Origin of the sequence: Lentzea sp. CC55 (genome assembly GCF_021056325.1) — a bacterium.
GTDB lineage: Bacteria > Actinomycetota > Actinomycetes > Mycobacteriales > Pseudonocardiaceae > Lentzea > Lentzea jiangxiensis.
The window spans coordinates 89,304-111,047 of record NZ_JAJCXE010000009.1 but is presented as its reverse complement, the minus strand read 5'-3'; the positions used below and the strand labels follow the sequence as shown (position 1 = coordinate 111,047).

General features: G+C 70.4%; 23 protein-coding genes. 13 read left to right on the top strand and 10 right to left on the bottom strand.

The features are described 5' to 3' along the window. Nucleotide 1: 1 nt before the first annotated feature. The gene (locus L6E10_RS07065; protein ID WP_236217955.1) at nucleotides 2–1,525 is read left to right on the top strand and encodes a serine hydrolase; all 1,524 of its coding nucleotides are present in this window, start codon (nucleotides 2–4) and stop codon (nucleotides 1,523–1,525) included. Here the strand turns inward: L6E10_RS07065 and L6E10_RS07060 are convergent. Next, nucleotides 1,508–2,845 carry a PLP-dependent aminotransferase family protein gene (locus L6E10_RS07060; protein WP_236217953.1) on the bottom strand — a complete coding sequence of 446 codons (1,338 nt, stop codon included), beginning with the start codon at nucleotides 2,843–2,845 and terminating at the stop codon, nucleotides 1,508–1,510. The two genes, L6E10_RS07065 and L6E10_RS07060, sit on opposite strands and share 18 nt — an antisense overlap. A gap of 49 nt (nucleotides 2,846–2,894) precedes the next feature. Here L6E10_RS07060 and L6E10_RS07055 point away from each other — a divergent pair, with 49 nt between their 5' ends. From L6E10_RS07055 to L6E10_RS07045, 3 genes are all read left to right on the top strand, one after another. Next, entirely contained in the window at nucleotides 2,895–3,341 is a 447-nt protein-coding gene (locus L6E10_RS07055; protein WP_236217952.1) for a carboxymuconolactone decarboxylase family protein, read from the top strand. Nucleotides 3,342–3,417: 76 nt separating this feature from the next. Continuing rightward, nucleotides 3,418–4,338, top strand: a complete 921-nt coding sequence (locus L6E10_RS07050) for a MurR/RpiR family transcriptional regulator (protein ID WP_236217950.1) — start codon at nucleotides 3,418–3,420, stop codon at nucleotides 4,336–4,338. Beyond that, a complete protein-coding gene (locus L6E10_RS07045) occupies nucleotides 4,335–5,246 on the top strand; it encodes an N-acetylmuramic acid 6-phosphate etherase (RefSeq protein ID WP_236217948.1) in 912 nt (303 codons plus the stop codon). Before L6E10_RS07050 ends, L6E10_RS07045 begins: the two co-directional genes overlap by 4 nt. Here the strand turns inward: L6E10_RS07045 and L6E10_RS07040 are convergent. Genes L6E10_RS07040 through L6E10_RS07030 form a run of 3 tightly spaced genes read right to left on the bottom strand, consistent with a single transcriptional unit; the run spans nucleotide 5,235 to nucleotide 7,284 of the window. Then, nucleotides 5,235–6,362, bottom strand: coding sequence for a globin domain-containing protein (locus L6E10_RS07040; protein WP_236217946.1), 1,128 nt, complete (start codon nucleotides 6,360–6,362; stop codon nucleotides 5,235–5,237). The genes L6E10_RS07045 and L6E10_RS07040 overlap by 12 nt on opposite strands. An 11-nt stretch (nucleotides 6,363–6,373) precedes the next feature. Then, the gene (locus L6E10_RS07035) at nucleotides 6,374–6,805 is read right to left on the bottom strand and encodes an Rrf2 family transcriptional regulator (protein ID WP_236217944.1); all 432 of its coding nucleotides are present in this window, start codon (nucleotides 6,803–6,805) and stop codon (nucleotides 6,374–6,376) included. A 38-nt stretch (nucleotides 6,806–6,843) separates the two neighbouring features. Further along, nucleotides 6,844–7,284 (bottom strand): Lrp/AsnC family transcriptional regulator, encoded by a 441-nt coding sequence (locus L6E10_RS07030; protein WP_218130281.1) that lies wholly within the window; start codon nucleotides 7,282–7,284, stop codon nucleotides 6,844–6,846. Nucleotides 7,285–7,390: 106 nt separating this feature from the next. Here L6E10_RS07030 and L6E10_RS07025 point away from each other — a divergent pair, with 106 nt between their 5' ends. Both L6E10_RS07025 and kynU read left to right on the top strand, forming a co-directional pair. Continuing rightward, on the top strand, nucleotides 7,391–8,206 hold the full coding sequence (locus tag L6E10_RS07025) for a tryptophan 2,3-dioxygenase (protein ID WP_236217942.1): 816 nt from the start codon (nucleotides 7,391–7,393) through the stop codon (nucleotides 8,204–8,206). Next, nucleotides 8,203–9,303 (top strand): kynureninase, encoded by a 1,101-nt coding sequence (gene kynU, locus L6E10_RS07020; protein ID WP_236217940.1) that lies wholly within the window; start codon nucleotides 8,203–8,205, stop codon nucleotides 9,301–9,303. The genes L6E10_RS07025 and kynU overlap by 4 nt, the downstream gene beginning before the upstream one ends. Here the strand turns inward: kynU and L6E10_RS07015 are convergent. After that, on the bottom strand, nucleotides 9,293–10,021 hold the full coding sequence (locus L6E10_RS07015) for an oxidoreductase (RefSeq protein ID WP_236217938.1): 729 nt from the start codon (nucleotides 10,019–10,021) through the stop codon (nucleotides 9,293–9,295). The genes kynU and L6E10_RS07015 overlap by 11 nt on opposite strands. 258 nt (nucleotides 10,022–10,279) lie before the next feature. Here L6E10_RS07015 and acs point away from each other — a divergent pair, with 258 nt between their 5' ends. The 4 genes from acs (at nucleotide 10,280) to L6E10_RS06995 (ending at nucleotide 14,917) form a co-directional block, all read left to right on the top strand. After that, nucleotides 10,280–12,262 (top strand): acetate--CoA ligase, encoded by a 1,983-nt coding sequence (gene acs, locus L6E10_RS07010; RefSeq protein ID WP_236217936.1) that lies wholly within the window; start codon nucleotides 10,280–10,282, stop codon nucleotides 12,260–12,262. Nucleotides 12,263–12,393: 131 nt separating this feature from the next. Continuing rightward, nucleotides 12,394–13,551, top strand: coding sequence for a Na+/H+ antiporter NhaA (nhaA, locus tag L6E10_RS07005; RefSeq protein WP_308102677.1), 1,158 nt, complete (start codon nucleotides 12,394–12,396; stop codon nucleotides 13,549–13,551). Then, a complete protein-coding gene (locus tag L6E10_RS07000) occupies nucleotides 13,548–14,003 on the top strand; it encodes a phage holin family protein (RefSeq protein ID WP_236217934.1) in 456 nt (151 codons plus the stop codon). The genes nhaA and L6E10_RS07000 overlap by 4 nt, the downstream gene beginning before the upstream one ends. Beyond that, on the top strand, nucleotides 14,000–14,917 hold the full coding sequence (locus L6E10_RS06995) for an alpha/beta fold hydrolase (RefSeq protein ID WP_236217971.1): 918 nt from the start codon (nucleotides 14,000–14,002) through the stop codon (nucleotides 14,915–14,917). Before L6E10_RS07000 ends, L6E10_RS06995 begins: the two co-directional genes overlap by 4 nt. Here L6E10_RS06995 and L6E10_RS06990 read toward each other — a convergent pair. Beyond that, nucleotides 14,889–16,373: an FAD-dependent oxidoreductase gene (locus tag L6E10_RS06990; protein WP_236217932.1), complete on the bottom strand. Its 1,485-nt coding sequence runs from the start codon at nucleotides 16,371–16,373 to the stop codon at nucleotides 14,889–14,891. The two genes, L6E10_RS06995 and L6E10_RS06990, sit on opposite strands and share 29 nt — an antisense overlap. Nucleotides 16,374–16,444: 71 nt before the next feature. On the opposite strand from L6E10_RS06990, the gene L6E10_RS06985 reads away from it, so the two are divergent. Next, on the top strand, nucleotides 16,445–17,140 hold the full coding sequence (locus tag L6E10_RS06985; protein ID WP_236217930.1) for a TetR/AcrR family transcriptional regulator: 696 nt from the start codon (nucleotides 16,445–16,447) through the stop codon (nucleotides 17,138–17,140). On the opposite strand, the gene L6E10_RS06980 is transcribed toward L6E10_RS06985, so the two are convergent. The 4 genes from L6E10_RS06980 to nth are packed head-to-tail and all read right to left on the bottom strand — an operon-like array spanning nucleotide 17,137 to nucleotide 20,263. Next, nucleotides 17,137–18,324, bottom strand: coding sequence for a MarP family serine protease (locus L6E10_RS06980; protein WP_236217928.1), 1,188 nt, complete (start codon nucleotides 18,322–18,324; stop codon nucleotides 17,137–17,139). The two genes, L6E10_RS06985 and L6E10_RS06980, sit on opposite strands and share 4 nt — an antisense overlap. Before the next feature lie 15 nt (nucleotides 18,325–18,339). After that, the gene (locus L6E10_RS06975) at nucleotides 18,340–18,999 is read right to left on the bottom strand and encodes a CoA pyrophosphatase (RefSeq protein WP_236217926.1); all 660 of its coding nucleotides are present in this window, start codon (nucleotides 18,997–18,999) and stop codon (nucleotides 18,340–18,342) included. After that, entirely contained in the window at nucleotides 18,996–19,559 is a 564-nt protein-coding gene (locus L6E10_RS06970) for a TlpA disulfide reductase family protein (RefSeq protein ID WP_236217924.1), read from the bottom strand. The genes L6E10_RS06975 and L6E10_RS06970 overlap by 4 nt, the downstream gene beginning before the upstream one ends. After that, nucleotides 19,556–20,263, bottom strand: coding sequence for an endonuclease III (gene nth / locus L6E10_RS06965; protein WP_236217969.1), 708 nt, complete (start codon nucleotides 20,261–20,263; stop codon nucleotides 19,556–19,558). The genes L6E10_RS06970 and nth overlap by 4 nt, the downstream gene beginning before the upstream one ends. 136 nt (nucleotides 20,264–20,399) lie before the next feature. Here nth and L6E10_RS06960 point away from each other — a divergent pair, with 136 nt between their 5' ends. Then, nucleotides 20,400–20,639, top strand: coding sequence for a hypothetical protein (locus L6E10_RS06960; protein ID WP_090097610.1), 240 nt, complete (start codon nucleotides 20,400–20,402; stop codon nucleotides 20,637–20,639). Between the two features lie 207 nt (nucleotides 20,640–20,846). Continuing rightward, nucleotides 20,847–21,521, top strand: a complete 675-nt coding sequence (locus tag L6E10_RS06955) for a Crp/Fnr family transcriptional regulator (RefSeq protein ID WP_030477589.1) — start codon at nucleotides 20,847–20,849, stop codon at nucleotides 21,519–21,521. The last annotated feature ends 223 nt before the right edge of the window (nucleotides 21,522–21,744 follow it).

Genomic DNA, 21,744 nt, shown 5'->3' with positions numbered 1-21,744 from the left:
CATGCTCATCCCTGCACTGGCCGTCGCGCTCGTGACGACGGCGGTCCCCGGACACTTCGACCAGCCCCAGGACGGCTTCGCGCACGAACGGACGACGTTGCGCCAGTCCAACCCGTACTGGGCGGGCCTCGCCCCCGAGCCGATCAACGCGGCCCTGCGCCGGCTCCACGACTTCACGAAACCGCAGGCGAACGGCAAACCGCTCTACGCGGGCGCCGTCACGCTGTACGTGCACGACGGCAAGATCGTCACGCACGACCGCACGGGTTACGCGGTGCTCTACGGGGACGCGCAAACCCAGCTGCCCGAGGAAGAACGCGTCCCGATGCGCAAGGACACGATCTTCGACCTCGCCTCCATCTCCAAGCTGTTCACGTCGATCGCGGTGATCCAGCAGGTCGAGCAGGGGCGCGTCGGCATCGACGAACGCGTCGCGACCTACCTGCCCGAGTTCGGCGTGAACGGCAAGGAGGACATCACCGTCAAGCAGCTCCTCACACACACGAGCGGCCTTGAACCGTTCATCCCGTTGTGGAAGCTGTACCCGGACATCCCGTCGCGCATCAAAGCCGTGATGGACGTGAAGCCGAAGTCCACGCCGGGCACCACGTACGTCTACTCGGACCTGAACCTGATCACGCTCGGCGAGATCGTCTTCAAGGTGAGCGGCAAGAGGCTCGACCAGGCCGTGCGGGACGGCATCACCGGGCCGCTCGGCATGAGGGACACCGGCTACAACCCGAAGTCGGAGGATCGCACTGCCGCGACGGAGTTCCAGTCCTCACCGCCACGCGGCATCGTCCGCGGCGAGGTGCACGACGAGAACGCCTGGTCCCTCGGAGGAGTCGCCGGCCACGCGGGCGTCTTCGGCACGGCCAGGGACCTCGCCGTCCTCGGCCAGACGATCCTCAACGGCGGCACGTACGGCGGCCGCCGGATCCTGACCGAGCACTCCGTCGAGCTGATGCTCACGAACTTCAACCAGCAGTTCCCCGACAACGCCCACGGTCTCGGCTTCGAGCTCGACCAGCGCTGGTACATGGGCGCGCTGAGCGGGCCGGGCACCGCCGGGCACACCGGCTACACCGGCACGTCGTTCGTGGTCGACAAGGCCTCGCGGTCGATCGCGGTCCTGCTGACCAACCGCGTGCACCCGAGCCGCGACTGGGGCAGCGTGAACCCGGCCCGCCGCGTCGCCGCCGACGGCCTGGCGAACGCGCTCGCCGTCAAGGCGCACGGAAGGCAGTGGCGTGCGACGACTTCCGGCGGCACGCTGGTCGCGGAACGCCCTGTCGAGGTCTTCGTCGACGTCGACAAGGGCGACAAGCTCACCGTGCAGCACTGGAACGGCACCGACTGGCAGGACGCGCGGACGATCACGACGACCGGCCGTCGCTGGGTGACGGTGGAACCGGTGAGGTCCCGGTTCGTCCACACCAAGGCAGGCCAGTACAACGGCCGTGGCGTCTACGTGCACGCCCGTGGCGAAGTCACGGCCGAGGGCTGGTCAGCAGCACGCCGCTAGCACTTCGGCGAAGCTCCGGAGCGCCCGGGGAAACGCGGGCGCTCCGAAGCTCACGACCACTCCGGACCGGTCGTCGTCGCTCTGCTCGTGCCGGAACCACGACAGCGGGCTGAGCTTGATCCCACGTTCGCGCGCGGTCTCCACGATCGCCGTTTCGTGAGGCGTCTCCAGCACTGCGTGCATCCCGGCGGCGATGCCCGAGACGTTCACGTACGGCGAGACAGCCTCCACGAGCCGGTCGCGCCGCCGTTGGTACTTCAGCCGCATCCGCCGCACGTGGCTGTCGTAGGCGCCGGACGACAGGAAGTCGGCCAACGTCAGCTGGTCGAGCATGCTGACGTGCTGCTCGCGGTCGGTCTTCAACTCCAGCACCGGGTCCACGAACCGGTCCGGCAGCACCATCCACGCGATCCGCAACGCCGGCGACAGCGCCTTGCTGGACGTCCCGAGGTAGACGACGTGCTCGGGGTCCAGCCCCTGCACGGCTCCCACCGGCTGCCGGTCGTAGCGGAATTCCCCGTCGTAGTCGTCCTCCAGCACAAGCCCGTCCACGCGCCGTGCCCACTCCACGGCCGATGCGCGCCGCCGCGGGTGCAGCGGACCGCCCAGCGGGAACTGGTGCGCCGGCGTCAACACGCACGTACGCAGGTCGTCGGGCAGCTGCTCGGTGTTGGCGCCGTGGTCGTCCACCGCCAACGGCACCGTCGACGTCCACAGCGACCGGTGGAAGTGCAGCCCGTACTCCTCGACGACGACGGGTGGCTCGAGCAGCCGGTCGAACATCCCGACAGCGCCTCCGAACCCCGAGCACACCACGATCCGCTCGGGGTCGGCCCGCACGCCCCGCGCCCGTGCGAGGTACTCGGCCAGCGCGGTGCGCAACTCGATGCGCCCCTGCGGGTCCCCCGGACCGAACGCCTCCGACGGCGCCGCCGTCAACGCCCGCCGCGTCGAGCGGATCCACTCCGCGCGCGGGAATTCGGTGACGTCCGGCGTCGACACGGTCAGGTCGAACTGCGCGTCCGGCTCCGCGGACCTGCGGGTGACGAGGGCAGGCGGTGAAACGCGTTGCGCGACAACGGTTCCGGATCCCTGACGCGCGGTCAGCCAGCCTTCGGCCACCAGTTCCGCGTAGGCCTCGGCGACGGTGTTGCGCGCGATCCCGAGGTCGGCGGCGAGCGACCGCGAGGCGGGCAGCCGGGTACCGGGAGGCAACCGCGCCGACCGGACCGCGTCCCGCAGCGACGCCGTCAACCGGTGCCGCAGTCCACCCGGACCGGACAGGTCCAGGTGGAAGTCGAGATTGGCCCACGATTCCACGATCAGATTGCACCACGACCAGGGCCATTGCGCGGCCTAGTTTCAAGACATGACGAACCGCATCGACATCGCCAAGAAGGCCCCGAAGGTCTACCGCGCCATGATCGCCCTCGACGCCGCCGCCCGCGAGGGACTCGACGAGCAGCTCGCCGAACTCGTCCGCATCCGCGCCTCGCAGCTCAACCACTGCGCGTACTGCCTCAACATGCACACGGTCGACGCGCGGAAGGGAGGCGAGACCGAGGCCCGCATCCACCTGCTCAACGCGTGGGAGGAAGCGGGCGACCTCTACACCGAGAAGGAGCAGGCCGCACTGCGCCTCACCGAGGCCATCACGGTCCTCAGCAGCCACGGGTACGTCAGCGACGAGGTCTACGAGCGGGCCGCGGAGCACTTCGGCGAGGAGGAGCTGGCGCAGCTCATCGCGTTGATCTTCACGATCAACTCGTGGAACCGGATCGCCGTGTCCACGCGGAAGAAGCCCGACGTCCGCTGACCGGCGGACCTGCCGACAGAGTGACTTTCGGACACACTCCGTTGACCGTTGGTGTGGCGGTTAGTAAGTTTCCCACGTGTCCAGTGAGAGCAGTGCCGAATCCAGTCCGCTGGTGAAGATCCGGTCGTTGCTGCCGGGTCTCGCGCGCGCCGAGCAGCGCGTCGCGAAGGTGGTGCTGGAGAACCCGGGGACGGTCGCGCACCGCAGCATCACCGAGGTCGCCGAGCAGGCGGGCACCAGCGAGACGACGGTGACGCGGTTCTGCAAGGCCATCGGCGTCGGTGGGTACCCCGAGCTGCGCATCGCGCTGGCCGCCGACACCGCCCGCAGCGCCGCCCGTGCGAACCACGACATGGGCGGCGACATCGGCCCCGGCGACGACCTGCGGCAGGTCGTCGGCAAGGTCGCGTTCGCCGACGCCCGCGCCGTCGAGGAGACCGCCGAGCAGCTCGACGTCGAGGCGCTCGACAAGGTCGTCCAGGCCGTCGCGGGCGCACGCCGCGTGGACGTCTACGGCTTCGGCGCGAGCGCGTTCGTCGCGTTCGACCTGCAGCAGAAGCTGCACCGCATAGGGCTCACCTGCTTCGCGTGGAACGACACGCACATCGCGCTGACGTCGGCCGCCGTGCTGACCGAGGCGGACGTCGCCGTGGGCATCTCGCACACCGGCTCGACCTCGGAGACCGTCGAGGCCCTGCGCGTCGCCCGCGAGACCGGCGCCACCACGGTCGCCCTCACGAACTTCCCGCGCTCGCCGATCACCGAGGTCTCCGACCACGTGCTGACCACGGCCGCGCGCGAGACCACGTTCCGCTCCGGTGCGATGGCGAGCAGGATCGCCCAGCTCACGGTGATCGACTGCCTGTTCATCGGCGTCGCCCAGCACCACGTGGACTCGGCGAAGACGGCGCTGGAGGCGACCTACGAGGCCGTCTCCGGCCACCGGCTGGGAGCGAGACCGGACGGTCGCAGGCGGCCGCGGGAGACGACTAAATGACGTCCCCCCGGAACGGTGTGGTGGTGCGCGTGGAATCTCCGACCGAGCAGCGGAACCCTCGCACGACCGACATCGACCGGGTCCCCACGCTCGACGTGCTCCGCATGATCAACGACGAGGACAGCACGGTCCCGGCGGCCGTCGCCGCGGCGTTGCCGGAGCTCGCGGAGGCGGTCGACCTCGGCGTCGCCGCGATCATGTCCGGCGGCCGCGTGCACTACGTCGGCGCCGGCACGTCCGGCCGGCTCGCGACGCTGGACGCCGCGGAGCTGGTGCCGACGTTCAACGTGCCGGCCGACTGGTTCGTCGCCCACCACGCGGGCGGCTCCGAGGCGCTGGTACGCGCGGTCGAGGAGGTCGAGGACTCCTCCGGCGCGGCCCAGATCCGCCGCCACGCCACGGCGGAGGACCTGGTCGTGGGCGTGACGGCGTCCGGGCGCACGCCGTTCGTGATCGGCGCGCTGGAAGAGGCGCGGGCGCTGGGCGCTCGCACCGTGCTCGTGTCGAACAACGCCTCCGTGCCGTTCACCCCGGACGTCCTGGTCGCCCTGAACACCGGCCCCGAAGCCATCGCGGGCTCCACGCGGATGAAGGCGGGATCGGCCCAGAAGCTCGTCCTGACGTCGTTCTCCACCGCGGTGATGGTCAAGCTCGGCCGCACCTACTCGAACCTGATGGTCAGCATGCGCGCGACGAACGCGAAGCTGCGCGGCCGGACGATCCGGATCCTGCACGAGGCCACCGGCCTGCCGGTGGACGACTGCGAGCGGGCGCTGGCGGACGCGTCCGGCGACCTCAAGGTGGCGCTGGTGCACCTGCTGTCCGGCGAACCGGCCGAACGTGCTGCCGCGGCGCTGGAGGACACCAAGGGCCACGTCCGCAACGCCCTGGACCGGCTAGCCGGCTGACGCGACGACGTCCGGGCCGAACACCTCGTAGTGGATGTCGGTGACCCCGGCTTCGAGCAGCTGGGCCCGCACCGCGCGCAGGAACGGCACCGGCCCGCACAGGTAGGCGGTCGTACCGGCCGGGACCGGCACCGACGAGAGGTCGACGAACCCGGTCCGCTCGGCGGGCCAGTCCCCGATCGGCCGCTCGTAGAAGACGTGCGCCTGCGCGTCCTCCAGCTTGGCGGTGAGCTGCGCGAGCTCTGCGCGGAACGGGTGCGTGAGCTGGTCGCGGTCGCCGTGCACCGCGATCACCCGCCGGGTCGAGCCGGTGAACGCCAGCTCGGCGAGCATCGAGATCATCGGTGTGCAGCCGATGCCCGCCGACGCGAGCAGCACCGGGCCGTCGCCGGGCCGCAGCGCGAGGTCCCCGGCCGGCTGGCTGACCAGCACGGTGCTGCCCACCGGCACGTTGTCGTGCAGGTGGTTCGACACCTCGCCGTCGCGCTTCACCGAGAACCGCAGCGCGTCGTCGGTCCGTCCGGACAGGCTGTACTGGCGGATCTGCCGGGCGCCGTCGGCGAGCGGCACCTGCACCGACACGTACTGCCCCGGCTCGCCCGCGCGCACTTGGCCGTCGAGCGGCCTGACCACGAACGTCACCACGTCGTCGGTCTCCTGGAACCGCGCGATGACCCGATGCTCCTGCTGCCCCTGCGGCAGGAACCGCTCGAGGCCGATCAGCGTGTCGGCCATCAGCCAGTAGACCTCGCTCCAGGCCGCCGCGACCTCGTCGGAGACGCCGAGGACCTCCGCGACGGCGCCGAGCAGGTGCTTGTGCACGACCGCGTACTGGCCGGGCGTGACACCGACCGAAACGTGCTTGTGAGCGATGCGGCGCATCATGTCGTCCGGCGTCCGGCCGGCGATCAAGCCGGACGCGAAGGCGGCGATGGACCGCGCCAGCGCCTGCGATTGCGTGCCGTTGGCCTGGTTGCCGCGGTTGAACACGTCCCGCAGCAGGATCGGGTGCTCCTCGAACATGCGCTCGTAGAACAACGAGCTGATCTCGCCGATGGCGGCGCCGACGGCGGGCAGGGTGGCTTCGACCAGGCTGGCCGACTTCGGGGAGAGCATCGACGTGCTCCTCACTTCTGCCCCAGGGTGAGCAGAACGGGACCGGTGGGATCAGCGACGAGGTCCTCGACGCGCAGTGGATCGAGCGAGGCGTAAAAAGCTTCCTGGGCCTGGCGCAGCGCGCGCCGCAACCGGCAGGCGGAGCTCACCGGGCAGGCGATCTCGCCCTCGCAGTCGACGACGTCGCCCACGCCCTCCAGCTGCCGCATCAGGTGGCCGATCGAACCGGCCCGGCCCTGCTCGGTGAGCGTGAGCCCACCGCCCCGGCCGCGCCGTGCCTCCACGACGCCGAGGTGCTGGAGCTGGGCCACGACCTTGGCCGCGTGGGTGTACTGCACGCCCATGACCTCCGCGACTTCTCGCGTGGTCGGGTTCGCCGCACCGGCGACGGCCAGCCGCATCACGATCCGCAGCGCGATGTCGGTGCTCTTGGTCAGCCTCACGGAGCCGACGCTAGCTTAATTGGAATTTGAGATGCATGTTATCCGGGCAACACCGGGCGCCACGGGATCGGCGTCGACAGCACCATCGCGCTGGACGTCTCCCCGTGCGCCGCCAGGCGGACCAGCAGCCGTTCCAGCTCCACGATCGACGTGGTCACGACCTTCACCACCGAGCAGATGTCCCCGGTCAGCCGCACGACCTCGACGACCTCGGGCAGGTCGTCGAGCAGCTCCGGGTGGACCGTGATGCACCTCGGGCCGTAGCACTTCATGCGCACCAACGCGACGACCGGACGTCCGACGACGGTGGGGTCGACGACGGCGCGATAGCCGGTGATGGCGCCCATGTTCTCCAGGCGCCGGACCCGTTGCGCGACCGTCGGCGGCGAGACGTGGACCCGGCGGGCCAGTTCGTTGTACGACAGGCGCGCATCCTCTTGGAGCGCCTCCAACAGGGCCTTGTCCACGTCGTCCAACATGAACGCAAAGCTACCCGGCGATCTGTTTTTCGTTCGGAAGAACTTCGACGCGAATGCCTTTCGTCGTCCATTCAGGTGACGAGCCGTTCCGGCGACGATTGAGGGCATGAGCTGCCCCGTTTCTCCGAAGCTGGATTTCGGCGGCACCACGCCGTACGAGGACTACGTGCACGCGTCGGTGCTGCACACCCTTCAACAGCAGTGGTCCAAAGATCCGCGCGAGATGTCGTTCCTGGTCATCACGCAGGTGATGGAGCTGTACTTCGGCCTGCTCTGCTTCGAGTGGCGGCAGGCCCAGACCGAGCTGCGCGCCGACGACCTGCGCGCGGCGGTCCGGACGCTCCGCCGGTCCGACCTGCACCTGCAGGCGCTGTCGGCGGCGTGGCGGCCGATCGCGCGCATGACGCCGACCGAGTTCAACTCCTTCCGCGACGCGCTCGGCGAGGGCTCGGGCTTCCAGAGCGGCATGTACCGCGAGATGGAGTTCCTGCTCGGCGAGAAGTCGCGGTCGATGCTCGTGCCGCACCGCGCCGTGCCGGCGATGCACGACCAGCTGGAGAAGTCGCTGGGCGAGCCGTCGCTCTACGACGACGTGCTGGCCGCGTTGCAGCGCAGGGGTTTCGCCATCCCGCAGGCCGTGCTGGACCGCGACCTCACCCAGGCCTACGAGCCGTCGCCCGAGGTCGAGCAGGTGTGGGCGGCGATCTACCGCGGCGACGACCGCGACCTGCTGGAGCTGGGCGAGGCGCTGACCGACATCGCCGAGGAGTTCGCGCGCTGGCGCTACGACCACCTGCTCGCGACCCGCCGCTCGATGGGCTCGAAGGTCGGCACGGGTGGCTCTGCCGGTGTCGCGTGGCTGGAGAAGCGCACCCAGCGCGCGGTGTTCCCCGAACTGTGGACCGCCAGGAGCTACGTGTGAGGCGCGAGCTGTTCGACATCCCCGAGGGTGTCATCTACCTCGACGGCAACTCCCTCGGCGCACTCCCGAAGCACGTCGCCGAACGCATGCGGGAGGTCGTGGAGCACCAGTGGGGCCGGCGGCTGATCCGGTCGTGGTCCGAGGGCTGGTGGGAGACGCCGCAACGGGTCGGCGACCGCGTCGGGCGACTGGTCGGGGCGGCGCAGGGCCAGGTCGTCGTCGGCGACTCCACGTCGGTCAACGTCTTCAAGGCGTTGATGGGCGCGGTCAGGGGCACCGACCGCACCGAGATCGTGTGCGACGAGTCGACGTTCCCGACTGACGGCTACATCGCGCAGTCGGTCGCTTCCCTGACCGGCATGAAGATCCGCGCCGCGCATCCGTCCTCTTTGGACCTCACCGGGGACACCGCGGTGGTGCTGCTCAACCAGGTCGACTACCGGACCGGCGAGCTGCACGACATGAAGGCGCTCACCGAGCAGGTGCACGGCGTCGGCGCGCAGGTGGTCTGGGACCTCTGCCACAGCGCGGGTGTGCTGCCGATCGAGCTGGACGCCCTCGGGGTCGACTACGCGATCGGCTGCACGTACAAGTTCCTCAACGGCGGGCCGGGCGCGCCGGCGTTCATCTACGTGCCGAAGCACAAGCAGGCGAGCTTCGAGAACCCGTTGTCGGGCTGGAACGGGCACCGCGAGCCGTTCGGCATGAAGCCCTCCTACGAACCGGATCCCGGCGTCGCGCGCGCACGCGTCGGCACGCCGGACATCCTGTCGATGCTGGCCCTCGACGCCGCCTTGGACGTGTGGGACGACGTGGACCTCGTCGAACTGCGGCAGCGCGGCCTCGCGCTGACCGCGTTGTTCCGCGAGCACGTCGAGAAGCTCACGTCCCTCGAAGTGATCACCCCGGAGAACCGCGGCAACCAGATCTCGGTGCGCTGCCGGGACGCCAGGGCGGTGATGGACGAGCTGATCGCGCGGGGCGTCATCGGCGACCACCGGCCGCCGGACGTCCTGCGGTTCGGGTTCGCCCCGCTCTACGTGACCGACGAGGACGCGGTCAGGGCCGCCGAGGTGCTGGCGGAAGTCACCCGGTGAGTGCGGCGTCCGCGATGCTCTTGGCCTCGCGGGCGCCCGCCTCCAGCGACGAGCACACGAACAGGATCCACTGGGCCAGGCCCTCCGGGGTCCCCGACGCGAACGCCACGGACGCGGCCTCGTACTCGGCCGGCCGGCGCAGGCACGCCACCTCCGGCACGCCGAGCCCCTTGGGGTCGAGGCCGGTCGAGATCGACGTCATCCGCGCTGCGGCACGCGCCACCACGCCGTTGGCGACGTCGAACGGCGCCAGGCCTAGCAGTTCGCCGTGCACCACGGCGACGACGACCGGCGACGGCACGGACGTCCCGCCGGTGACGAGGGAGCCGAGCAGGTCGAGCCGCTGCGACACGTCCTCGGAGACGCGCGGCCGTCCGACTTCGGAGCTCAGGTCGGCGGCGGCGAGGACGTGCAACCGCGCGAGAGCCTGCAAGGGCGCGCGCTGCCAGACGGCCACCAGGCCGCCCAGGGCCTCGGCGACCCGCAGCGAGCCGGCCAGCACCGGGTCGGAGACCTCGCCGGACTCGGGGATCTCGGTCGGGCCGCCCTCCAGCGCCGCCGACGCACGGGCCGCGCGGACGGACGCCTCCGCCGCCGTGGTGGCCCAGCCGCGCAGGTTCACCCGATGGCGGTGCACCTGGAAGACGGCGTCCTTGGCGGCGTTCGCGGCGTCTGCCACACCGGGCAAGGAAAGCAGCGGAGCGAGAGGATCGGTCACGGTCGCGCAGAGTACCTGACCAGGTGAAACGCGTGACCCAGCTCACTGGGAGGACCGTTGAGCGCGCAACTTCGTCCGTTCAACGCGCCACACGTGCCCGGACCAGACAAAACGGGTTACACAGTGACTGCCGTGTAACCGACCTCCCCAAATTGGTCTGAACCTTTTTGGGGAGGAACCTGTTGGAAGTGAGCTGGCTCGCACTACGGTCAGTCCCGCATCCCCAACCGGTCTGGACTTTCCAGGAGGTCTCGCACCATGACGCAGTCGCCAGGCCAGGGCAACGCCCTGGACAACCTGCTCACGGAGAGCAGGACGTTCCCGCCTTCCGACGAGTTCGCGGCACAGGCGAACGCGCAGCCCGCGCTGTACGAGGAGGCGAAGGCCGACCGCGAGGCGTTCTGGGCGAAGCAGGCGGAACGGCTGCACTGGGACACCAGGTGGGACCAGGTGCTCGACTGGTCGAACGCGCCGTTCGCGAAGTGGTTCGTCGGCGGCAGGCTCAACGTCGCCTACAACTGCGTCGACCGGCACGTCGAGTCCGGCCACGGCGAGCAGGTCGCGATCCACTGGGAGGGCGAGCCCGGTGACTCCCGCGCCATCACCTACGCCGAGCTGCAGCGCGAGGTCTCCAAGGCCGCGAACGCGTTGACGTCGCTGGGGATCGGCGCCGAGGACCGCGTCGCGATCTACATGCCGATGGTCCCCGAGGCGATCTTCGCGATGCTGGCCTGCGCCCGCGTCGGCGCGATGCACAGCGTGGTGTTCGGCGGCTTCTCCGCCGAGGCGCTGCGCACCCGCATCCAGGACTCCGAGTGCCGGCTCGTGATCACGACCGACGGCCAGTACCGCCGCGGCAACCCGGCTCCGCTCAAGCCCGCCGTGGACGAGGCCGTCGCCGGCGCGCCGTCGGTGGAGAAGGTCATCGTCGTGAAGCGCACCGACACCGAGGTCGCGTGGACCGACAAGGACGTGTGGTGGCACGAGCTGGTGGACTCGCAGTCCGACCAGCACACCCCCGAGGCGTTCGACTCGGAGCACCCGCTCTTCATCCTCTACACCTCGGGCACCACGGGGAAGCCGAAGGGCATCCTGCACACGTCCGGCGGCTACCTCACGCAGGCGTCGTACACGCACAACTACGTGTTCGACCTCAAACCGGACACCGACGTGTACTGGTGCACCGCGGACATCGGCTGGGTCACCGGCCACAGCTACATCGTCTACGGCCCGCTGTCGAACCGCGTGACGCAGGTCGTCTACGAGGGCACGCCGAACACCCCGCACGAGGGCCGCCACTGGGAGATCGTGCAGAAGTACGGCGTCTCGATCTACTACACGGCGCCGACGCTGATCCGCACCTTCATGAAGTGGGGCGCGGACATCCCGGCCAGGTACGACCTGAGCAGCCTCCGCGTCCTGGGTTCGGTCGGCGAGCCGATCAACCCCGAGGCGTGGATCTGGTACCGCGAGAACGTCGGCGGCGGCAAGGCCCCGATCGTCGACACGTGGTGGCAGACCGAGACCGGCGCGATCATGATCTCGCCGCTGCCCGGCGTGATCTCGGCCAAGCCCGGCTCGGCCCAGCAGCCGCTGCCCGGCATCGGCGCGAAGGTCGTCAACGACGAGGGCGTCGAGGTCGAGCACGGCGGCGGTGGCTACCTGGTGCTCGACGAGCCGTGGCCGTCGATGCTGCGCGGCATCTGGGGCGACGAGGAGCGCTACCGCGACACGTACTGGTCGCGCTTCGGCGAGCAGGGCTTCTACTTCGCCGGTGACGGCGCCAAGTACGACGGCGACGGCGACATCTGGCTGCTCGGCCGCGTCGACGACGTGATGAACGTGTCCGGTCACCGCATCTCGACCACCGAGGTCGAGTCGGCGCTCGTGTCGCACCCGACCGTGGCCGAGGCCGCCGTCGTCGGCGCGTCCGACGAGACGACCGGCCAGGGCATCGTGGCGTTCGTGATCCTGCGCGGTGGCGCGGGCTCCGACGCCGGTGGCGCCGAGGCGATCAAGGCGCTGCGCGACCACGTGGCCAAGGAGATCGGCCCGATCGCGAAGCCGCGGCAGATCATGGTCGTGCCGGAGCTGCCGAAGACGCGCTCGGGCAAGATCATGCGCCGCCTGTTGCGCGACGTGGCGGAGAACCGCACCGTCGGCGACGTGACGACGCTGGCCGACTCGTCGGTCATGGACCTGATCTCGGCGGGCCTGCAGTCGGGCAAGTCCGAGGACTGATCCTCCGCTCGAAACGTGACGGGCGTCCTCCGGGGAGGGCGCCCGTTCGCGTTAAGGTTGCGCCAGGGTGAGCCGGGAAGTCTGGTCGGCACGAGGATTTGCCGTGCCCGCTGACTGTCCGGAGGAGACCCGTGCCGCCCAAGATCGCCGACTTCGCCCGCTACCTCCGCACCGAGACCGTCGGGGGCATGGTGCTGCTCGGCGCCACCGCCGTCGCGTTGATCTGGGCCAACTCGCCGCTCGCCCCCGCCTACTTCACGCTGCGCGATCTCCACCTGGGGCCGCTGAGCGTCGGCGACTGGGCCAAGGACGGGCTGCTCGCGATCTTCTTCTTCGTCGCCGGTCTGGAGCTCAAGCGCGAGCTCGTCGTCGGGGAGCTGTCGAACTTCAAGGCGGCCGTCCTGCCGATCGTCGCCGCGATCGGCGGGATGGTCGTGCCCGCGCTGGTCGCGCTGGGAATCGGCTGGGGGCAGCCGGGGATCGAGAAGGCGTGGGCGATCCCCGTCGCGACGGACATCGCGTTCGCGCTCGGGGTGCTGGCCCTCACGGCGTCCGGGTTGCCGTCGAGCCTGCGGGTCTTCCTGCTGTCGCTCGCGGTCGTGGACGACCTGGGGGCGATCATCGTGATCGCGGTCCTGTTCACGGCGAAGTTCAACCTGCTCGCGGCGGGTGCGGTCGTGCTGCTGCTGGCGCTGTACTGGTTCCTGCAGCACAAGAGGATCACCAGTCCGTGGCTCTACGTGCCGATCGCGCTCGGCACCTGGTGGTTCATGCACGAGTCGGGCATCCACGCCACGATCGCGGGTGTCGCGCTCGCCCTGCTGACGCGGGTGAGGCGCGACCCGTACGAGGCCGAGGCGCCGGCGGTCCGGCTGGAGCACCGGCTGCAGCCGTTCTCGGCCGGGGTGGCCGTGCCGGTGTTCGCGCTGTTCGCGGCGGGTGTGCCGGTGGGCGCGGAGGCGTTCGGGAAGCTCTTCTCGGACAAGATCGCGATCGGGGTGATGGCGGGGCTGGTCATCGGCAAGGTGATCGGCATCGTGGGCGCCTCGGCGCTCGCGGTGTGGTTCAAGGCCGCCGTCTGGCCGTCCGGCGCGGGACCGCGCGACATCGTGGCGGTGGCGACGCTGGGCGGTGTCGGGTTCACCGTCAGCCTGCTGATCGCGGACCTCTCGCTCGACCAGCCGGAGACCGCGAAGGCCGCCGTCCTGCTCGCTTCGATGATCGCGTCGCTGCTCGCCTCGGTGTTGCTCATTCGCCGCAGCCGGGCGCATGGCACGATGTCCGGGTGACCACCAGGGAGCACATCGCGTCGATTCCGCTGACCGCAGACGACCCGACTGCCGAGGCATCGATCGGCGGTCTCGTTCGTGATGCGACCGCCCACGTGTCGACTCTGGTCAGAGCAGAGGTCGAACTCGCCAAGGGCGAGATCACCAAGGAGATCAAGAAGGGCGTCAAGGGCAGCGTCTTCTTCATCGTCGCGCTGACCGTGCTGTGCTTCAGCCTGTTCTTCCTGTTCATGGCCCTCGGCTTCGGCTTCGCCGAGTGGTTCGGCTGGGGCTACTGGGCGGGCTTCGGGCTGGTCTTCGCGGTGATGCTGCTGACCGCCGTCGCCTGCGCCTTCCTCGGCTACCGCAAGGTGAAGAAGATCAGGGCGCCGGAGAAGTCGATCGCGGCCGCGAAGGACACCGTCGCGGCGCTGACGCACCGCGACTCCCAGAGCAGGGGCGCCGTCAACTGAGCCGCAAACCCGACCCGTCCGTCGTGCGGGTCGCGGGTCCGTGGACGCACCGCGACGTCTCGGCCAACGGCATCCGCCTGCACGTCGCCGAACTCGGCGAGGGACCTCTCGTGCTGCTGCTGCACGGGTTCCCCGAGTTCTGGTGGTCGTGGCGGCACCAGCTGACCGCGCTGGCCGAGGCCGGGTACCGCGCGGTCGCCGTCGACCTGCGCGGCTACGGCGACTCGGACAAGCCACCCCGCGGCTACGACGGCTTCACGCTCGCCGGTGACGTCGCGGGGCTGGTCAAGGCGCTCGGCGCCCAACGCGCGCACCTGGTGGGCCACGCGTGGGGCGGCTCCACCGCCTGGACGGTCGGCGCCCTGCACCCGCGCGTGGTCTCGTCGGTCTCCGTGCTGTCCGCGCCGCACCCGCTGGTGACGCGCCGGGCGTTCCGCACGCACCCCCGCGTGAACTCCCACGTGCTGCGCTTCCAGCTGCCGATCCACCCCGAGCGCTGGCTGACCCGCGAGAACGCCCTGCAGGTCGCCAAGCTGCTCTCGGCGTGGTCCGGTCCGAAGTGGCGGTCGGCGCCCGAGTTCGACGAGGTCATCCGCCGCTGCCGGCAGGCGATGACGGTGCCGGGCGTCGCCCACAGCGCGCTCGAGTACTACCGCTGGGCGGTGCGCTCGCAGCTGCGCAGCGACGGCCGCCGGTTCGCCGAGGCCGTCGACAAGCCGGTGCAGGTGCCCGTGCTGCAGCTCCACGGCGCCCTGGACCCGGTCGTGCTCGAGTCCTCGGCGCGCGACTCGCTGCCGTGGCTCGGCCCCGAGTCGGAGTTCCGCTACCTGCCCGAGGTGGGGCACTTCCCCAACCAGGAGGCGCCCCACACCACGAGCAGGCTGATCACCGAGTTCCTGCGGAAGCTGACCTGAACGCGGCCTCCAGGGCGGCGGCCGGGTCGTCCGGCAGGTCGACCGACCGCCACGCGACGTAGCCGTCCGGCCTGACCAGCGAGGCGCCCTTCTCGGACAGCCCGAACGCGTCCAGCCGCTCGACGCGTTCACACCGGACGCCGAGCGGTGCGGCGGCCTCCTCCCACTGCGGGTGGTCGGCGACGAGCACCCAGCCGCGCCCGAAGAGGTCCACGGTGGACCTGCCCGGCTCCGTCCACACGTGCGGGGCGCGCGTGCCGGGCTGGCCGTTCCACTGCTCGGGGAGCTGGGCGGGCGGCAGCTCCGGACCCGCACCGAGCACGGCCGACGACCGGTAGAGGACGCCGAAGTGCATGGCGTTGTTGTCGTACAACGGCGCCTCGTCCGGTTCGCCGTCGCGGTTGTGGCCGTCGCTCCGCGCGAAGATCTGCTGGTGGCAGAGGAGCGCGACCGGCCGCCGCTCGGCGTCGTAGGTGTCCAACAGGGACGGTCGTGACTCGCCGTTCAGCACGGCGGCGAGCTTCCAGGCGAGGTTGTGCGCGTCCTCGATGCCGACGTTCGCCCCGAACCCGCCGCGGCTCGGCGGCAGCGTGTGCGCGGCGTCGCCCGCCAGGAAGACCCTGCCGTCGGAGAACCGGTCCGCCACCGACGCGCTGATCGTCCACCGGCCGGTCGTGATGATCTCGACGTCCAGGTCGTCGCGGCCGATGGCCTGGAAGATCTTCCGCCGCAGCTCGGGCTCGTCGTACTCGCGGTCGTCGAGCATGAGGACCCAGCGGCCGTCGCCGTAGGTGGTCAGGAACCCGACGTCGTCGATGACGAACTGGCCGATCCCGTCCCGCAGGTACTCCTCCAGCGGCGCGCGGAACAGCACGCTGCGGGAGGTGTGCAGGTACCCGCGGCCGGTGCGGGTGATGCCGAGCTGTTCCCGGACCGGGCTGCGGTGGCCGTCCGCCGCGACGAGGTAGTCGGCGCGGATCTCGTACGGGTCGCCGTCGCCCTGGACGACCGCCGTGACGCCGTCGTCGTCCTGGGAGAACTCCAGCATCCGCGTGCTCATGCGGATGTCCGCGCCGAGCTCGCGGGCCTTGTCGCGCAGGATCGGCTCCATCCGGTCCTGCGCCACGCCGATGCCCGCGACCGGTGAGTGCTCGACGTCGGACAGCTCGGCGGGCGGCGTCCAGAACGTCTCCTCGTACCTCTTCCCGACGAGGCTCTCCGCCCTGACCCGCCGGATGCCGAAGCCCTTCGCCATCCGGCTCGCCGGCAGCTCGTCCTCCAGCCCGACCCCGCGCAGCAGCTCACCCACGCGGGCGTTGAACCCGACCGCGCGCGGGTGCGCCGAGCTGCCCGAGTGCTTCTCCACCAGCGTCACGGGCACGCCGCGCCACGCCAGGAACAGCGCGGCCGACGTTCCCGCGAGGCCTCCCCCCACGACCAACACCGAAGTCTTCACGACATCCCCTCTCGATACGCTGTATTGCTCAATACACTGTATCGGTATGAGACGGTGTATTGTCCAGTGCGATGTCGAACGAGACCGTGTGGGACCGCACCGAGCCGCCCGCCAAGCCGTCGCCGACCCCGCTGAGCAGGGAGCTCGTCGTGGGCGCCGCGATCAGGCTCGCCGACGCGGGCGGGCTCGACGAGGTGTCCTTCCGCAAGGTCGCCGCCGTCCTCGGCGCGGGTCCGATGCGCCTGTACGGGTACGTGGAGACCAAGGACGAGCTGCTCGACCTCATGGTCGACGAGGTCTACGGCGAGATCACGCCGCCGTCGCCCTCAGCGGGCTGGCGCGAGGGACTCCGGCACGTCGCGCACGGCATCCGGGCCGCGGCGAAGCGGCACGAGTGGTTCGTCGACCTGGTCGGCAACCGCCCGCACCAGGGCCCGAACGCGCTCACGCACCTGGAGACGACGCTCGCCACCGTCCGGTTCGACGACATCGACCAGGTGCTCGACGTGGTCGGCGCCGTGATGGCCTACGTGTTCGGCGCCGTCCGCGGCGAGATCTCCGAGCTCCGCGCGGAGCGGTCGAGCGGCATGACCGAGGAGCAGTGGCAGCGGGCGTCCGGCCCCTACCTGCAGCGGGTGCTCGCCACCGGCCGGTTCCCGACGCTCGCCAGGGTCATGCACGAATCGAGCGACCGCGACCCCGCGGAGAGGTTCGAGACGGGCCTCGGCTACGTCCTGGACGGCGTCGCGGCCCGCCACTCGCTCTAGGAGGCGCAGCCCTGGGTCGAGGCGCGGCGGGTGAGCGACGGCGCCTTCTGCACCGTCTGCTGCACCTGCTGGGCCGTGAGCACGAAGCCGGTCTCCGGGTCGTCGACGGCCGCGCCGAACACCACGCCCATCACCCGGCCGTTCGGGTCGACCAGCGGGCCGCCCGAGTTGCCGGAGCGGACCTCCGCGCGCACCGTGTAGACGTCCCGCGTGACCGTCTGGGCGTCGTAGATGTCCGGGCCGCGCAACAGCGGGATGCGCTCCCGCACGCGGGCCGGCGAGGCCTTGTACGGGCCGTCGAGCGGGTAACCGAGCACGATGCCGTCCTCCCCCGGCTGCACCTCGTCCGAGCGGAACTGCAGCGGCGTGGCCTCCAGGTCCGGCACCGCGAGCACGGCGATGTCGGTCTTCGGGTCGTACGCCACGACCGTCGCGTCGAACTGGCCGCGGCCGACCTCGACCGTCACCTCGTTCGTGCCGGCGACGACGTGGGCGTTCGTCATGACGCGCTCCGGGGCGATCACGAAGCCGGTGCCCTCCAGGGCGCGCGAGCACGACGGGGCGCGGCCGCGGACCTTGAGCACCGAGGACTTCAGCCGGCCCGCGACCGGGGAGCTCGCGAGCTGGCCGTCCGGCGGCTCGACCTCCTTGAGCGGCGTCCGGTTGAACGGGTCCATCGCCTGCGGGAAGCCGGAGACGTCGAAGAGCTTCTGCAGGTCGCCCGACAGCACGCGGGCGGCGGGCGGCATGGCCTGGTCGACCTTGCCGAGGATCACCGACTGCTTGAGCGACGAGGTGAGGTCCGGCAGGCCGACGACCGAGGTGAGCGGCAGCGCGATCATCCACGCCACCACGAACACGACCAAGCCCTGCACGATCGCGCCCAGCGCGTTGTCCGCGCCGCGCAACGGCGACGCGTTGACCCGCGCCTTGATCGTCCGCCCGATGTAGACGCCGATCGTCTCGCCGAGCGCCACGAGCAGCACGACGATGCCGACCGCGAACACGACCTTGGTGACGACGTTCTCGAACTGGGACACCAGCAGCGGCGCGATCTGCGTGCCGAGGATCAGGCCGACGAGCACACCGACGAACGCGGGCAGCGCGACGACCATGCCCTGCCTGGCCCCGGACACCGCGGCTATCGCGGCGAGGCCCAGCACGAGCAGGTCAACCCAGTTCAACCCAGAACCTCCGCCTCACTGTGTAGCGCGCAACGCTAGTTCAAGGTCGCGCACATCCGTCGCATCCCACGGCCGTTCCCAGCCGCCGAGTGCGATCAGGCCGTTGATCAACCCCGCGGTGAAGCCCCAGACCAGCATGCCCGGCGCGGAGAAGGCCGCTCCGACGTAGCCCGCGGGGTGGCGCACCCGGAACCTGTTGGCAGGATCGGCGAGGTGCGACACGGGCACCCGCGCGACGGCGGCGGTCTCCGCCGGGTCGACGGGTGCGACGGGGCTCGGCTGTTCCCAGTAGGCGAGCACGGGCGTGACCACGAACCCGGACACCGGGACGTGCAGCTCCGGCAGCAGGGCGAGCGGTCTCACTCCTGACGCAAGTACACCGGTCTCCTCGTAAGCCTCGCGTAATGCGGTGGCGACCGGCCCGTCGTCGGTGTCGTCCATCGCCCCGCCCGGGAACGCGACCTGGCCGGGGTGCGACCCCAGCGTGTCCGACCGGCGCAGCAGCAAGATGTCCGGCCCGTGCTCCTCGGACTCGCCGAACAGCATGAGAACGGCCGCCTTGCGGTAGGCCCTCGTCGGAGTGCGCGGGTCCCGCATGAACGTTCGCCCGTCGATCTCCTCGGTGGCCTTGGCCAGGCGCTGCATCCAGTCGGGTGGCTCTACCGCCTCCGTCATCGAACCGCCTTCTCCACCTGCTCCGGAGCGGTGAAGGTCGGCGGATCGGTGATCAGCCGGACCTGACCGTCCGCTGTTACGTAATACGTGGCGGGAAGCGAGTTCGGCGCCTTCACCCGCTTGCGGAGTTCGTCGGCGCCGTCGTGGACGGACGGCAGCCGCACCCCGAGCCGGGCGAGCAGCTCCAGGCCGTCCGCTTCCCTGCTCTCCACGAGAACCGGGACGACCGGCACGGCGCCCGGTTGCTTCGCGTACGAGTCCAGCACTGGCAGCTCCTCCTGGCACGGCTGGCACCAGGTCGCCCAGAAGTTGATCAGGAGCGGGCCCTCGAGCGCGAGGGCCGTCCGGGTGCCGTCACCGAGGCACGTGACGTCCACGCCGCCCTCCGAGCCCGGCACGCACGGCCTGAGCTGGGCCTGAGCGCGCAGGGCGGACACGTCCTGCGTCGGGCGGGACGGTGTGGGCGGCGGCCCCGGCTCGTCGTCACGGGGCCAGAGGGCCACGACACCCGCCAGGCCGAGGACGAGCACCACGACGAGCCAGCGCGTGCGGTTGTTCACCCCACCAGCTTCTCACCGGCCCTGACCCGCTCCGCCAGCTCGATCAGGTGTGGCTTCTCATCGCCCTTGACGAGCTTCGCCGCCTTGTCCGGGTCCTCCGGGCCGAGGCCGTACGACGGGCAGTCCTTCATCAGCAGGCAGGCGCCGCAAGCGGGGGTCTTGGCGTGGCAGACGCGCCGGCCGTGGAAGACGATCCAGTGCGAGGCCATGGTCCAGTCGCGCTTCTCGACCAGCTCGCCGACGGCGTGCTCGACCTTGACGGCGTCCTCGAGGTCGGTCCAGCCCCAGCGGCGCACCAGGCGGCCGAAGTGGGTGTCGACTGTGAGCCCGGGCACACCGAAGGCGTTGCCGAGAACCACGTTGGCCGTCTTGCGTCCTACACCGGGGAGCTTGACCAGCTCCTCCATGGTGCCCGGCACCACACCGTCGTGCTGCTCCACAAGAGCGGCACCGAGACCCATCAGAGACGTCGCCTTGTTCCGGAAGAAACCGGTGGGGCGGAGCATCTCTTCGAGTTCCACCCGGTCGGCGCCGGCGTAGTCGGCGGCCGTCGGGTACTTCGCGAAGAGGGCGGGAGTGACCTCGTTGACCTTCTTGTCGGTGCACTGCGCGGAGAGGACCACCGCCACGACGAGCTCGAGCGGCGTGGTGAAGTCCAGCTCGCAGTGCGCGTCGGGGTATCCCTCGGCCAGCACGCGGACCATCCGGCGGGCCCTTCGGGTCAGGCCGAGCTTGGTTTCCGGTTTCTTGGTTGCGGGCACTGATCCAGAGTAGTCAACACGCCGCAACCGACCCCTAGATCCGTACTCGAATCCCTCATGCGCCAGACTGCGGAGCATCATGACTGCCTGGTTTGTGATCGTCGTCCCCATCGTGATCATGTTCTTCGCGCTCTTCATGGAGCGCGTCGAAGCGAAGCTCCGGCACGTCGCCGTGCAGGAGAACGAGGTCGAGGAGTTCCTGGAGTCGGCGCGACCCGATGAGGTCAAGGCGCTCTACGGACACGGCATCGGTCGCGCACTGGAACTGTTCCGCCTCCGTCGTCGCGGTCGTGGCGTGCGCCAGAAGCGCGTTCGCTGACGGCCCCGGCTCTGACGCACACCCGAATGGCGTAGACTGGTTCGTTGGGCTCTGGATCGAGTCAGTCTTGTTGTTCCCGCTGAGACGGCGAGCCGAGCGGCGATCCACAAGAGAGCCCTTAGACTGCAACGCAGTGATCGGCGGCACGGCGCTGACTCCACCAAAGAAGGTGGTAGGCGTGCCGTCGCGTCGATTAGGAGGGACGAGGTGGACGAGACCCTGGCGCGAGCGGGCATCTTCCAGGGGGTGGACCCGGCGGCCGCAGAGGCGCTGGCGACGACCCTGGAGACGGTGGAGTTCCCGCGTGGCCACGTGATCTTCGCGGAGGGTGAGCCGGGCGATCGCCTGTACATCATCCAGTCCGGCAAGGTGAAGATCGGCCGCAAGTCGCCGGACGGCCGCGAGAACCTGTTGGGGATCTTCGGGCCCTCCGACATGTTCGGCGAACTGTCCATTTTCGATCCGGGCCCCCGCACGTCCACTGCGACGACGGTGACCGAGGTCCGCGCGGTGTCGATGGACCGCCCCGCGCTGCGCCAGTGGATCACCAACCGGCCGGAGATCGCCGAGCAGCTGCTGAGGGCCCTGGCCCGCAGGTTGCGCCGGACGAACTCCATGCTGGCCGACCTGATCTTCACGGACGTGCCCGGCCGCGTCGCCAAGGCGTTGCTGCAGCTCGCGCAGCGCTTCGGCTCGCAGGAGGCCGGTCTGCTCCGCGTCACGCACGACCTGACGCAGGAGGAGATCGCCCAGTTCGTCGGCGCGTCCCGCGAGACCGTGAACAAGGCGCTGGCCGACTTCGCGCACCGCGGCTGGCTGCGCCTCGAGGGCAAGAGCGTGCTGATCCTGGACCCGGAGCGCCTCGCGCGCCGCGCCCGCTAGCGAGATCCTCGGGCACGCGACGGAGTTCGCGCCGGTCGTTCCTCCTCGGACGGACGACCGGCACCGCTCGCGGCCCGCGCGGCAACGGCCGACAGGCACGACCGAACACAAAGGACCGGGCGCCACCCCCGACGTGGCGCACCGGTCCTTTGCGCTGCACGGCCCATCCCCCGACGAACCGTGCTTTCCATCCCTCCGGCGCACAGGCCCCGACCCTCAGGCC